The following is a 15,556-nucleotide window of genomic DNA, read 5'->3' on the forward strand; positions in this document are numbered from 1 at the left end:
CTACAAGAGGGTGTTCAGTATTCGGCCCACCACGCTCATCATTTCCGGGCGGTCGAAGTCGCCGTGCGCACAGTCCATCTCGATGACTTCGATGTGGCCGCCGATGTAGGAGCGCCAGGCTGCTTCGAGCTCGGTCTCGGCGTCGACGGTGCGGTTGCCTTCCGCATCGAGGGTGGCGCCGAAGATCGTCAGGTCGCCGTCGTAGAACGGCGAGGAGTAGCCTTCCCACAGTTTGCAGTTGTTGACGAGCACCGTCGTCAGCCGCTGTACCAATTCCTGGATGACCGGAGCGTCGAGCTGGTCGCCGAACCTGTCGTCGGCCCAGGCCTTGACGCCGGCCATCGCCTCCTCCTCGGTCACGTCGGAATCGGCGGCCGACCCCTGCGGCGGCTGGCTGTCCATCACGGCGACGAAGCCGACTTCCAGTCCCCGTCGGGACAATTCGGCCGCCATGGCCTGCGCGACCACGCCGCCGTAGGACCAGCCGAGCAGATAGTAAGGACCCTCGCTCTGGAGTGTCTGTATCCGATCGATGTAGTCCGCGACCATCTCCGCCATCGAACCCGCGGTCGGGCCACCGTCCAGGCCACGGGATTGAATGGCGTATACCGGCCGGTCCGGCAGGTGCCGTCCGAGCTGCTGGTAGAACCAGCCGAGGCCACCGCCGGGGTGCAGGCACCACAGCGGTTCGCGCGAACCGGAACTCTTCAGCGTCAGCACCGGATCGAAATCCGTTCCGACGGCACCACCTTCGTCGAGCCGGGCCGCCAATTTGTCGACGGTCGGGGCGTCGAAGATCACCCGGACCGGGACGTCGACGCCCAGCACGGCCCGGAGCCGACTGGTGAGGCGGGTGGCCAGCAGCGAATGGCCGCCCAGCGCGAAGAAGTCATCATCGATCCCCACTCGGTCCAGTCCGAGGATCTCGGCGAACAACGCCGTCAGCATTCGCTCCCGCTCGTTGCGCGGGGCGCGATACTCGCTGGCGGACAACAGCTCCGGGTCCGGCAGCGCGCTGCGGTCGAGCTTCCCGTTCGCCGTCAACGGCAGGCTGTCCAGCACCATGACCGTGGCGGGCACCATGAACTCCGGCAACCGCTCGCCCGCCCACCGGCGCACATCGGCGGACAGCACGCTCGCCTGCGGACTGTTGGCATACTTCGCCAGGTCCGCCGCAGGGTCCGAAGTGCGGTACACATCGGTCAGCGGGCGGTGCTCGGCGGTGGCTTCGAGGAAGACCGCGTCCATTCGGCCGGCGATCGCAGACCAGGTGACGACCGTGGTGTATCCGCAGTCCTGCCCCAGGAGATGCAGGTCCTCCGGCAACGCGCCCGCCCGTTCGTCATCCGAGCCGAGCACGCCTTCGAAACCGACGCCGGACGTAGCCGTGCCGGGCAGACCCGCCCGGATCTGTTCGGTGGCCTCGATTTCGGCGAACAACCCGGCGTGCGGAATCCCGGTGACTCGAACGCCGTCACCGTGCCGGACCTGGAGAACGGAGCGCACCTGGTCGAGGTCGGTGAACTCGACTGCCGGGATGTCGGCGACGGACAGCTGCTCCGCCGGATCCTTGTGCAGCACAATGTCATAGCGATACCGGGTCAGCTCGTTGACCGAGAACCCGCGCTTGAGCTGAATGTCGACGGCACCGAAACCGTTGACCTCCCGGCAGACACCCGCGAAATACTCCGGCGCCAACAGCAACTCCTGCTCGGCGGCCATATCTCGGCGTACTCGATCACGCACCGTCGCCGGGTCCGCCTCGCCGTTGCGCGCGAGCTGTACGGCAGTCGTGAACTCCTCCAGCAGGCTCAAATTGCGGATGTCACCGAGGAACACCGCACCGCCCGGCGCGAGCAGCGCCGAGACCTGTTCGAGCACCCGACGCAGATAGCCTTCGCCGGGGAAGTACTGGACCACCGAGTTCAACACCACGGTGTCGAAGTGGTTCTCCGGCAGTCCGGTGGTGTCGTCGGCGCCGCGCACGCTCAGCACGACGCGGTCGACCCAGTCCTCGTGCAGCTCGTTCAGCCGCTGTCGCAGCGTGGTGATGGTCGGGGCGGAGAAGTCCGTGGCCCAGTATTCGGCGCACTCCGGGGCCACCTGGGACAGCAGCAAGCCCGATCCGACGCCGATCTCGAGGACCCGCTTGGGCCGCAGGCCGAGAATCCGCTCGACGGTGGCCGACCGCCATTCCCGCATCTGGTCCAGCGGAATGGCGGAGCCGGTGTAGCTGCTGTTCCAGCCACCGAAATCCGAACCGAACGGGACAAGGTCGGCGTCTTCGTCCGTGCCACCGTCGGCCTCGTCGGGCGCGGAGTACAGGTCGTCGTAGACCCGGCGCCACTGGCCGACCAGCTCGTCCTCGCCCACCGCCGGTCCGGACCGGTCCGGCACCACATAGCCGATCAGCTGTTTGCCGCCGGTGTCGGTCTCGCGGGCGACGACCACCGCTTGCGACACCGAAGGATACTGCGCCAGTACGGTTTCGACTTCGCCGGGCTCGACGCGGAAGCCGCGGATCTTGACCTGATCGTCGACGCGGCCGACGAACTCCAGCGCGCCCGACGAAGTCCACCGCACCACGTCACCGGTGCGATACAACCGACCGCCTGTCGGATCGAACGGGTCGGCAACGAAGCGTGTCGAGGTCAATCCCGCTCGACCCCGATAGCCTCGGGCCAACTGCGCACCCGCCACATACAACTCACCGGCGACTCCCACCGGCACCGGCAGCAAGCCCGAATCCAGGACATACGCCCGCATATTGATCAGCGGCCGCCCGATCGGCACGGACCCTTCCGCATCGGCGTCGGCAGTGAATGTTGTGGCGAACACAGTGGTTTCGGTCGGTCCGTAACCATTGACCACCTCGATATCGGCGGCCACGTTCCGCACTCTGCGTGCCAAGGCCGAGGAGAGTTCGGCGCCGCCCGCGATCACCTGGGCCAAGCCGTCGAAGGCATTGCCTGGCACTGCTTCGGCCCGCTCCACCAGCACCGACAGCAGCGCCGGTGTCGCGAACATTCTCGTCACCGACCGGGTGGCGACCAGCTCGAGCATTTCGCCCGGGTCCGAACGCAATTCACTCGCCAACACCAGTCCACCACCGGCGCACAACGCCGCCCACATCTCGTAGGTCGAGGCGTCGAAAGCCATCGAGGAGTGGACGAGCACCCGCTCGGACGGGCCGGTCAACCAGCCCTGCGAGACGTGATTGACCACGTTACGGTGCGTGACGCCAACACCTTTGGGGATACCGGTCGAACCGGAGGTGTAGATCACGTACACCAGGTTCTGCGGCCGCACCACCTGATCGAGGTCGGCCGTAGCTGGTTCATTCAGGGTTTCGTCCAGATACAGCCGCGGTGTGGAGTCATCGGGCAAGGCGTCCGCGGTCCCCCGGTCGGTGACGACTACGACCGGATCGGCATCGGCGAGGATGAACGCCAGCCGATCCGACGGGTAGGCCGGGTCGATCGGCAAGTACCCACCGCCTGCCTTCCATACCGCCAGCAACGCCACGATCAACTCCACCGACCGCGGGACCGCGACCGCGACAATGCTGTCGGAGCCGACGCCACGCGAAACCAGAACCCGGGCAAGGGATTCAGCACGATGGTCGAGTTCTCGATATGACACCTCGGTGTCCGCGCAAACCACCGCCACCGCCTCCGGACTCCGAGCGACCTGCGCCTCGAACAAACCGATCACGGTGAGATCGGGGTCGATGGCTACCGTGGTGTCGTTCCACCGCCGCAACACCACTTCGCGCTCGTCGGCGTCGAGTACCTCGATCGACCGCACCGACATACCCGGATCCGCTACGGCCGACCGCAATACGTGCACGAACCGCGCGGCGATCGCCTCGACCGTGGACCGATCGAACAACTCCGTCGCGTATTCGATGAGCCCGTTCCACGGCAGCCCCGCCGGGGTATCGGCGATATTGAAGAACAGGTCGAACCGCGAGGCGGCCAACGACGCGTTGTAGGGCTCGAACCCGACGCCCGGCAACTCCAAGTTGGCCAGGCTGTTGTTCTGGAACGCCAGCGTCACCTGGAACAGCGCGTGATGGGCCGCCGAGCGGGTCGGGTTGAGCAACTCGACCAGCAACTCGAACGGCGCGTCCTGATTCTCGTAGGCGGCCAGCGCTTTCGCCCTGACCTGACCGAGGACCTCGGTGAACGCCGCCCCCGGCGCCAGCCGCGTCCGCAGCACCCAGGTATTGACGAAGAAGCCGACCAGGTCCGACAGCGCCTCATCGGTGCGGCCCGCGATCGGTGAGCCGAGCGGAATATCCTCGCCTGCACCGAGTTTGAACAACAGCACGGCCAGCGCCGACTGCAACACCATCGATACCGTGGCGCCCTCGCGCGCCGCCAGCCGCTCCACCCCGAGCCGCGTTTCCACGTCGATGTCGAACAGCACCATGTCGCCGCGGTAGCTGGCGACCCGTGGGCGCGGCCGGTCGGTCGGCAGTCGCAACTGCTCCGGCAGCCCTTCGAGTTCGGCACGCCAGTACTCGAACTGCCGCAACAGCAGGCTGTCGGGATCTTCCGGCGACCCGAGCAGTTCCCGCTGCCAGAGCGTGTAATCGACGTATTGCACTGGCAGCGGCGCCCACTCCGGCGCCCGATCCGCCAGCCGGGCCGCGTAGGCCACCGACAGGTCCCGCAGCAGCGGCGCCATCGACCAGCCGTCACCGGCGATGTGGTGGATCAGCAACACCACCACACAGTCGTCCGCGCCGGGACGCACCACCGTGACCCGGATCGGGATCTGGTTGGACAGGTCGAACCCGTAGCGCACGGCCATGGCCACCGCCGCATCCAACTCGGCCGGGTCCGTGTCGGTGACGACCACCGGCACCTCGACCGAGTCCGCATCGAGCACCTGCTGGGCAGGCATGCCGTCGGCTTCGACGAAGACGGTGCGCAGACTCTCGTGCCGTGCGATCACATCGGCGATCGCCGCGCTCAACACCGGCACCTCCAGCCCGCGCATCCGCACCGCGACCGGGATGTTGTAGGTCGCCGACGGCCCTTCCAAGCGGTGGATGAACCACAGTCGCCGCTGGGCGTACGACGTCGGGACCACGTCCGGCCGCGAGCGGGCCAGCAGCGCGGGGCGCAGTTGCGCGTCGGCATCGAGCCGAGTCGCCAACTGCGCCACCGTCGGCGCCTCGAAGACCGCCCGGATCGGCACCTCGATCCCGAGCGCCACCCGGATCCGGCTGGCCAGCCGGGTGGCCAGCAGCGAATGGCCGCCCAACTCGAAGAAGTTGTCATCGATGCCCACCCGGTCACGGCCGAGCACCTCGCCGAACAACCCGGCCAGCACCCGTTCGTCGTCGCTGCGGGGCGCGCGGTACTGCGCCGACGAGGTGAACTCCGGTGTCGGCAGGGCCTTGCGATCGAGTTTTCCGCTCACGGTCAGCGGCACCGAGTCGATCACCAGCACCGCTGCGGGCACCATGTATTCGGGCAGCAGGTCCGCGGCGAACCGGCGCACCTGCCGCGGATCGACCGCAGCCGAGCTCGTCCGGTCGGGCACCACATAACCGACCAGCTGTTTACCGCCGGTGTCGGTGTCGTGCGCCACCACGACCGCCCGCGATACCGAAGGATGCTGAGCCAGCACGCTCTCGACCTCGCCGGGCTCGATCCGGAAGCCGCGGATCTTGACCTGATCGTCGACCCGGCCGAGGAACTCCAACTGCCCGGAACGGTTCCAGCGCACCACGTCGCCGGTGCGGTACAGCCGACCGCCGCCCGCCGGATCGAAGGGATCGGCCACGAATCGGGCTGCCGTCATCCCCGGGCGGCCGTAATACCCACGGGCCGTTTGGGTTCCGGCCACATACAGCTCACCCGCGACACCTACCGGAACCGGTGCCAACCACGAATCCAGCACGAAGGCGCGCACATTCGTCAACGGGTGCCCGATCGGCACGGAGCCGTTCCCGGCCGCGGCGGTATCGGCGACGCACACCGTCGCGAAGACCGTGGCCTCCGTCGGTCCGTAGCCGTTGACGACCTCGACGCCGGGAGCGACCGCCCGCAACCGGCGTGCCAGCGCGGCCGACACCTCGGCACCACCGACGACGGCCTGCGCCAACGTGCGGAAAGGGTTGCCTGGCAAGGCTTCGACCCGATCGAGCAAGACCGGCAACAGGCCCGGCGTCGAGAACAGCCTTGTCACTGCGCGGGTTTCGATCAGCTCGACCATCTCGGCGGGATCCGAACGCAGCTCGGCGGTCAGCACGAGTGCGTGACCACCACACAACGTCGACCAGATCTCGTAGGTGGAGACGTCGAACGACACCGACGTATGCATCAGCACGCGGTCGCTGGGGCCGGTAGACCAGTTCTGGCACACCAGGTTCGCCACGTTGTCGTGCGTGATCGCCACGCCCTTGGGGATACCGGTGGAGCCGGACGTGTAGATCACGTACGCCAAATTCTGCGGTCCGATTCCGGATCGACCGTTCCGGCCCACTACGTCGAGTGTTTCGAGGTTGTCGAGGTAGAGGAGCGGTGTCGTGTCCGGCAGAATGCTTGCGGTAGCACGATCGGTCAGCACGACCACCGGTGCGGCGTCGGAAAGAATGAACGCCAGCCGATCCGACGGGTAGGCCGGATCGATGGGCAGATACGCGCCACCGGCCTTCAACACCGCCAGCATCGACACGATCAGCTCCACCGACCGTGGCACCGCGACGGCCACGATGCAATCCGGTCCCACGCCGCGTGAAATCAACACTCGGGCAAGGCGCTCGGCGCGGCTGTCTAGCTCTCGATACGACACTTCGGCGTCCGTGCCGATGAGCGCGACCGCCTGCGGGGTCCGGGATACCTGAGTCTCGAACAACCCCAACAGGGTTCGGCCCGGCTCGAACGAGGCGGTGGTGCCGTTCCACCGGCGCAACACGAGTTCGCGTTCCTCGGCGCCCAGCATATCGATGGAGCGCACCGGTACATCCGGATCCGACACCACCTGCTGAAGAATCCGCACCAATCGCGCCGCCATTGCTTCCACCGCGGCCCGGTCGAACGAGTCGGGGCGATATTCCAAGTGCAGCGTCAGCGTCGGCGCGGTGTTCGCGATGACCGTCAGCGGGTAGTGCGTCGGTGCGTTCGGGCGCGAGTCGCTGATGGCGATGCCGCTGGTATCGGTGACCTCGCCGATGCCGGTGTGGTCGACCGGATAGGACTCGAACGCGATGAGCGTGTCGAACAGGACATTCAGCCCGACGGCTTGGTGGATATCGCTCAACCCGACATGGTGATAGTCCAGCAGCGCAGTCTGCCGGGTCTGCAAGCCCGTCAGGAGCTCGGCCAGGGTGCCGCGCGGGTCGAACCGCACCCGGACCGGCACGGTGTTGATGAACAACCCGACCATCGAATTCACGCCGGCGATCACCGGCGGGCGACCCGACACGGTGGCGCCCGCTATCACGTCGTGGGTGCCCGTCGCTGCGGCGAGTACAAGTCCCCAGCCGCCTTGCACCACCGTGCTGAGGGTGGTTCCGAGCTCCGTCGACCGCCGGGTCAAGGCCGCGGCGGTGTCCGGCGTCAGCGGCACCTCGAGCCGCGCCACCTCGGGCAACTCGACACCATCGCTGTGCTCGGTGCCGCCCACGCTGTCGGCGAGCAGCGTGGGTTCGTGCACGCCGTCGAGTTCGCGGTGCCAGGCTCGCACACCCTCATCGAAGTCCTGCTCCCCCAGCCACTTCAGGAATGCTTTGTATTCGAACGCGGGCGGGAGCTCAGTCGACCCGTCATACAGGCGGAACAGATCCATCACCAGCAGTGGCAACGACCACCCGTCGACCAGCACGTGGTGAGCCGTCAGTACCAACTCCCACCGATCCGCATCCCTGCGCACCAGCGTCAACCGCAGCAACGGTGGAATGGCCATGTCGAAATGCGCATCCCGGTCCTCGGCGAGCAACCGCTCCAACGCCGCATCATCGGCTGAGTCCACCAGACGCCATGGCAGCTCCACGTTGTCCACGACGACCTGAACCGCGTCACCACGACGATCGGCCACAAACGCCACCCGCAGGTTCGCGTACCGGTCCAGCAACCGCTGACCGGCCGACCGCATCCGCTGCGCGTCCACCCGGCCGACCAGCCCGAACACGATCTGCATGTGGTACGCGTCGAAGCCGGACCCCGCCAACACCTGATGGAACAGCAGGCCCGACTGCATCGACGTCAACGGCCACACATCCACCAGGTCCGGATACTGCCCTTCCAACACGTCGATATCGGCCTGCTCCAGGCCCTTTGCCACTACATCCGACGGAGACAAGCCGCCCCCGCCGGCCGACACATGCGCCGCCAGTCCCTCTGCGGCATCTCGCCACAGGTCCGCCAGCTCCTGTATCTCGTTCTCGGACAGCACTTCCGAGGGCGCGGCGAATATCGCTTGCAGCACCGGCCCGTCGCTGGTGTCGAGCACTATCGTGTTGACATCCAGCACCGCCATGGCGGGCATCGACTCCAGCGTCGGGTCCACCGGCGTGATCAACTGTCCGGCATCGACCGACGGCGTCCAGCCCGCGCCGCGCAGCCGGTGCGGCAGCAGATCCGTCGAGGTGAAGCGGCCGAGGTAGTTGAAGCCGATCTGCCCGGCCGAATACTGTTGCAGCACTTCGGCGGTCTCGGGATTCAGGTACCGCAGCATGCCGTAGCCCATACCCTTGTCCGGCACCGCCCGCAACTGTTCCTTCACCGCTTTGACCAACGCGCCCGCGGGCGCACCGCCCGTACGCAGCTCGTCCCACTCTGTCGCAGGCGCGGTCAACCGCACCGGGAACATACTGGTGAACCAGCCGACGGTGGTCGACAAATCCGCTCCGGGAACGATGTTCTCCTGGCGGCCGTGCCCCTCCAGCCGGATCAACACCGATTCGGCGCGGACACCCTTGCGCTCGCGCCAGCGGCGCACGGCGACCGCCAAGGCCGCCAGCAAGCCGTCCTCGACCCCGCCGTGGAAGGCCGTGGGGAGCGTGGTCAGCAACACCTCGGTCGTCGGCACCGGAATACGGACCTGGGCATGGCCGACACTGGCCATGACATCGATCGCCGGATCCAGTGGCCTGCTACCGAGCAGCGGATCGGGTCCGTCGAGAACCGTGCGCCACCACGACAATTCGGCGACCCGCTCCGGCCGGGCGGCTTGCTCGACCAAGCCGTGCGCCCAGCGCCGCATCGAGGTTCCGGTCTTCGGCAGCACCGGCGTCGCCCCGGCGGACACTTCCTGCCAGGCGGCGGCGAAGTCCGGCAACAGAATTCGCCACGACACACCGTCGACCACCAGATGGTGCGCCACGACCGCCAACCAGCCCGCGCGATCGGGGCCGGCGTCGAGCCACACGAACTGCACCATCACCCCCGCGGCCGGCGCCAACCGACCGACGGCGGCACCCATCTCGTGCATCACCGCTTCGGACATCTCCTCGACCCCGGCCACCGGTACCCGCGTCACCAATCCGTCGACCGCCACCGAACCCGCCGGCGCCACCTCGAGACCCGGCCCGCGCTCGTCGTCGACCAACCGTGACCGCATCACGTCATGGCGATCGACCACCGCCGACAAGGTCGCCACCAGCCCGGCCCGATCGATACCGACCGGCAGATCCAGCACCATCGACTGCGTGGAGCTGTCGAATCCCGCGCCCAGTTCCCGGACGAACCGAGCGACCGGCAGCAACGGCATCCAGCCGACCCCACCACCGGGCAGCTCCGCCAGCACCGGACCGGCGATCTCGCGTCCCGCGGCGACCGCCGCCAACGCGCCCGCCGTCTGATGCTCGAAGACCTCGCGCGGGCTGATCTCCACGCCCAACTCGCGGGCCCGTGACACCACCTGGATCGAACGGATACTGTCGCCGCCGAGTTCGAAGAAGCTGTCGTCCAACCCGACTCGCTCGAGGCCGAGGACCTCGGCGAAGACGGTGGTCAGGATCTGCTCCTCCGCCGACACCGGTGCCCGGTACGCCCGCGACGAACTCACCTCCGGATCGGGCAGCGCCTGCCGATCCAATTTGCCGTTCGCGGTCAACGGCAGCGAGTCGAGCACCATGACCACCGTCGGCACCATGAAATCCGGCAGCCGTTCGGCCACGAAATCGCGCGTTGCGCCGCCGTCGAGCACGGGGCGGCCACCGTCGACCGACCCGGCGCGGTCGGCGACCACGTACCCGATCAGCTGCTTGCCGCCGGTCTCGGTGTCGCGGGCGACCACCACCGCTTGCGACACCGAAGGATGTTGCGCCAGCACGGATTCGACTTCGCCCGGTTCGACGCGGAAGCCACGGATCTTGACCTGATCATCGACCCGGCCGACGAACTCCAGCACCCCCGCCGCCGTCCACCGGACCACGTCACCGGTGCGATACAACCGGCCACCAGCCGCATCGAAGGGATCAGCAACGAAGCGGGCCGAAGTCAACCCGGCTCTGCCCTGATACCCCCGCGCCAGTTGTGCGCCGGCTACATACAGCTCACCCGCGAACCCGACCGGCACCGGCTGCAACCACGAATCCAGGACATACGCCCGCATATTGGCCAAAGGCCGGCCGATCGGCGCCGAGCCTGCCGATACGTCATCAGCGGCGTGCACCGTCGCGAACACTGTGGTCTCGGTCGGGCCGTAGCCGTTGACCACCGCCACCCGGTCGGCGATCCGCTTCACCCGGCGCACCAGCGTTGCGGGCAGTTCGGCGCCACCGGCGATGACCTCGGTCAGGCGCTCGAACGCGTTGGCGGGCAGGGACTCCGCCTGGTCCAGCAACACCGCCAGCAGTGCCGGGGTCGCGAACATCCTCGTCACCGCACGAGAGGCGATCAAGTCCAGCATCTCGGCCGGATCCGAACGCAACTCACTCGTCAATACCAGTCCGGCACCCGAGCACAGGGCCGCCCACATCTCGTAGGTCGAAGCGTCGAAGGCCATCGACGAATGGACGAGCACGCGTTCATCCGGGCCGGTCAACCAGCCCTGCGAGACGTGGTTCACCACGTTACGGTGCGTGACGCCGACACCTTTGGGGACGCCGGTCGAGCCCGACGTGTAGATCACGTAGGCCAGATTCTCCGGCCGGACTTCGGCTCGGCCGTCTCCGTCCACTACGTCGAGTGCGTCGAGGTAGAGCAGCGGAGCCGCGGTCTCGGGCAGAATGCTCGCGGTAGCGCGATCGGTCACCACGACGACCGGTGCGGCATCGGAAAGAATGAACGCCAGCCGATCCGACGGGTAGGCCGGATCGATGGGCAGATACGCGCCACCGGCCTTCAACACCGCCAGCAACGACACGATCAGCTCCACTGAACGCGGCAAGGCTACCGCGACAAGGCAATCGGGCCCCGCACCGCGCGAACTCAATACCCGGGCAAGGCGATCCGCTCGGCTATCGAGCTCGCGATAAGACACTTCGCTGCCCGCGCCGGCCAAGGCCACGCCCTCCGGAACCCGCGCGGCCTGCGCCTCGAACAGCCCGATGACGGTGGCGTCCGGGACGTCGATCGCGGTGTCGTTCCACCTGTGCAACACCAGTTCGCGTTCGTCGGCGCCCAGAAGATCGATCGCGGCCACCGGTTTCTCCGGGTCCGCGACCACCTGCTGCAAGATCCGCACCAACCGCTCCGCCATCGCCGCCACCGCGGTGCGGTCGAACGAATCGCAGCGATAGTCGAGGTACAGCGTCAAAGTGGGCGCGGCACCCGCGATAACGGTCAACGGGTAATGCGTCACCGAGTTCGGACGCAAGTCGCTGATCGTAATCCCGCTGGTGTCGGTGGCTTCCTCGATGCCGGTGTGGTCGACCGGATAGGACTCGAATGCGATGAGCGTGTCGAACAGCACGTTCAGCCCGACGGCCTGGTGGATATCGCTCAGACCGACATGGTGATAGTCCAGCAGGGCAGTCTGGCGTCCCTGCAACTCGGCCAGCAGACCGGCGAGGGTGTCGCGCGGGCCGAACCGCACCCGCACGGGCACGGTATTGATGAACAACCCGACCATCGAATCGACGCCCGCGATCTCGGCGGGACGCCCCGAGACGGTGGCGCCGACGATTACGTCCTGGCGTCCGGTCGCCGCGGCGAGCAGGATGCCCCACGCGGCCTGGACGACGGTGTTCACGGTGACGCCGAGTTCGCCTGCGCGCCTGTTCAATGCCGTGCCGATATCGGCGGTCAGCGGCACTCCGACCCGATCGACACCATCGGCTGCCGCATCGGTGCCGCGCACACTGCTCGCGAGCAAGGTGGGTTCATGGACGCCGTCGAGTTCCCGGCGCCACGCCCGCACGCCTGCTTCGACATCCTGCTCCCCCAGCCACTTCAAGAACTCCTTGTAAGCGGCGGGCTGCGGAAGGCCGGTGTCGGAGCCGTAGAGCCGCAACAGGTCTCGGATCATCAGCGGCAGCGACCAGCCGTCCATCAGGACGTGATGGGCGGTCATGACCAACTCCGCACGGCGCTCGCTCATCAGCACCAGCGTCAAACGCAGCAGCGGTGGGACCGCCATGTCGAAATGGGCGTGGTCGTCCTCGACAAGCAGTCGGTCCAACGCCGCATCGCGCTCGGACTCGTCACGATCACGCAGATCCACTACGCGCCAAGGCAATTCCATGTCGTCCACCACGACCTGCACCGGCTTGCTGTGCGGGCCAGGGGCGAAGGCGACCCGCAGATTCGGATACCGATCGAGCAGCCCCTGTCCCGCCGCACGCATCCGCTCCGGATCCACCCGTCCGGCCAGCCCGAACACCACCCGCATGTGGTAGGCATCGAATCCCGCGCCGGCCAGTGCCTGATGGAACAGCAAGCCCGACTGCATCGGCGTCAACGACCACACGTCCGCCAAGTTCGGGTACCGCTCCTCCAGTACCTCGATCTCGTGCTGCCCCAGCTGAACCAGCGACAAGTCCGACGGCGTCAAACCGCCCGCACCCGGCATCCCGGCATATCGCGCCAGCCCGGTCAGCGCACTGCGCCACAGTTCGGCGAGGTGCGCGGTCTCAGTCTCGGCGAGCACTCCCTCGGGTGCCGCGAACACCGCTCGCAGCACCGGGCCGTCGCTGGTATCGACGACCATCGTGTTGACATCCAGCACCGCCATCGCGGCCATCGCCGGATCGGGAGCCGCACTGGCTGCCGCGCTGTCCGCCGCCGGTGTCCAGCCCGCGCCGCGCAGTCGTTGCGGCAGCAGATCCGCGGCGTTGAACCGGCCGAGATAGTTGAAGCCGATCTGGCCGATCGAATACTGTTGCAGCACAACGGCGGTGTCCGGATTGAGGTACCGAAGCAGGCCGTATCCGATGCCCTTGTCCGGTGTCGCCCGCAGTTGTTCCTTGATCGCCTTCAGGAAGGAGCCCGCGGCTGGACCGCCCGCGCAGAGCTCCGCCCAGGGCGACTGGGCGGCAGACAGTCGCACCGGGAACACACTCGTGAACCAGCCGACCGTACTGGACAAGTCGGCCCCCGGAACCGTGTCTTCCTCGCGGCCGTGGCCTTCCAATCGGATCAGCACCGACTGCTCGGCATCGCTGCGGCCGTTGGTATCCCGCCACTGCGTGATCGTCGCCGCCAAAGCGGCCAACAGCCCGTCCTCGACACCGCCGTGGAACACCGCGGGCAGCGTGGTCAACAACGCCTCGGTCACCGCGACCGGAAGCTCGACATCGACGTGCCGCACGGTCGCCATCACATCGACTGCCGGATCGACGGGCCGGGCGCCCAGCAGCGGGTCCGGCCCATCCAATACCGAACGCCACCACGACAACTGCTCCGTCAGCTGTGGCGCGGCAGCCTGCTCCACCAGCCCGTGCGCCCAGCGCCGCACCGAGGTCCCCGGCCTCGGCAACGCCGGTGTCTCTCCCGCCGATACCGCCTGCCACGCGGAGGCCAAGTCCGGCAACACGATCCGCCACGACACACCGTCGATCACCAGATGGTGCGCCACGATCGACAGCTGACTCTGCGCGGGTCCCGCATCGAACCATACGAACTGCACCATTACCCCGGCCGACGGCGCGAGCCGATGCACGGCCGCACCGACCTGCTCGGTGATCACCTCGGCCCGCTCCGCCGAATCCTGTTCGGGGGCAGCCAGCTCGACGCGATGCAGCAACTGGCCCACATCCACCGAGCCCACCGGCCCTACCTCGAGCCCCGCCCCGCGCTCGTCGTCGACCAACCGCGACCGCAACACATCATGGCGATCGATCACCGCCGACAACGTCGCCAGCAGCCCCGCCCGATCGATACCCGCGGGCAGGTCCAGCAGCATCGACTGGGTGAACCGATCGAAGCCCGCACCCAGCTCGCGCACGAACCGTGCCGCGGGCAACAACGGCAGCCAGCCCACGCCGCCACCGGACAGCTCGCTCAATACCGGACCGGTCGCCCCACGTCCGCGGGCTATCGCGGCCAACGCCGCCGCGGTCTGATGCTCGAACACCTCACGCGGGCTGACCTCCACCCCGCCTTCCCGCGCCCGTGACACCACCTGGATCGAGCGGATACTGTCCCCGCCCAGCTCGAAGAAGCTGTCGTCCACGCCTACCCGCTCGAGACCGAGCACCTCGGCGAACACGGTGGCCAGAACTTGTTCCTCGGTGCTGCGCGGCGCCCGATACCGCGTCGACGCGGTGAACTCCGGATCCGGCAGCGCGGACCGATCGAGCTTCCCGTTCTGGGTCAACGGCACCGCGTCGATCACCAGCACCACCACGGGCACCATGAACTCCGGCAGGCGCGCGGCGGCGAAGTCGCGTACGGCACCGCCGTCGAGTTCGGTTGCGCCAGGCTCGGATTGATCCGCGACGACATACCCGACCAACTGCTTGCCGCCGCCGACGTCGCGTGCCACGACCACCGCTCGCGACACCGAAGGATGGTCGGCCAGCACGGTTTCGACCTCGCCGGGTTCGACCCGGAAACCACGGATCTTGACCTGCTCGTCGGCCCGGCCAGCGAACTCCAGCTGGCCGGAGTTGTTCCACCGCACCACATCGCCGGTCCGATACAGCCGACCACCGGCCGGATCGAACGGATCGGCCACAAACCGCGCCGCGGTCAGCCCGGCCCGGCCATGATAGCCACGCGCCAAATGCGCACCGCCCACATACAACTCACCGGTGACGCCCACCGGCACCGGCGCCAGCCACGAATCCAGCACGTACACCCTGACATTGCCCAGCGGTCGACCGATCGGGATGACACTCCCGGCCTCGCTCCCCGCCGGGCATTCGGTCACCAGGACCGTCGTCTCTGTCGGCCCATAGCTATTGATGACCTCGACCTCGGCGTTGCGCGCGTGCAACTTCCGCACCACGCTCATCGGCAACTCCGCGCCGCCGACGATCATCCGCTTCAGCGTCCGCAAGGGGTTGTCGGGCATCGACTCGACATAGTCCACGAAGGCGGACAGCAAGGGCGGCGTCGCGATCATCGTCGTCACCGACCGCGCCTCGACCAGCCGGGTGATCTCCGCGAGGTCCGACCGCGGCTCCTCGGCCACGACCAATGCCGCGCCG

Annotated in this window: 1 protein-coding gene (cut by a window edge); it reads right to left on the bottom strand. The window is 67.6% G+C overall.

All coding sequences use genetic code 11. The features are described 5' to 3' along the window. On the bottom strand, window positions 1–15,556 hold the 3' portion of the coding sequence (locus tag NN4_RS15795; RefSeq protein ID WP_147131469.1) for a non-ribosomal peptide synthase/polyketide synthase. Its footprint extends 5,228 nt past the window's final position; 15,556 of the gene's 20,784 nt are visible here — the last part of the coding sequence; the start codon falls outside the window, past its right edge; its stop codon occupies window positions 1–3.

This window comes from Nocardia ninae NBRC 108245 (assembly GCF_007990755.1).
GTDB classification, from domain to species: Bacteria; Actinomycetota; Actinomycetes; order Mycobacteriales; family Mycobacteriaceae; genus Nocardia; species Nocardia ninae.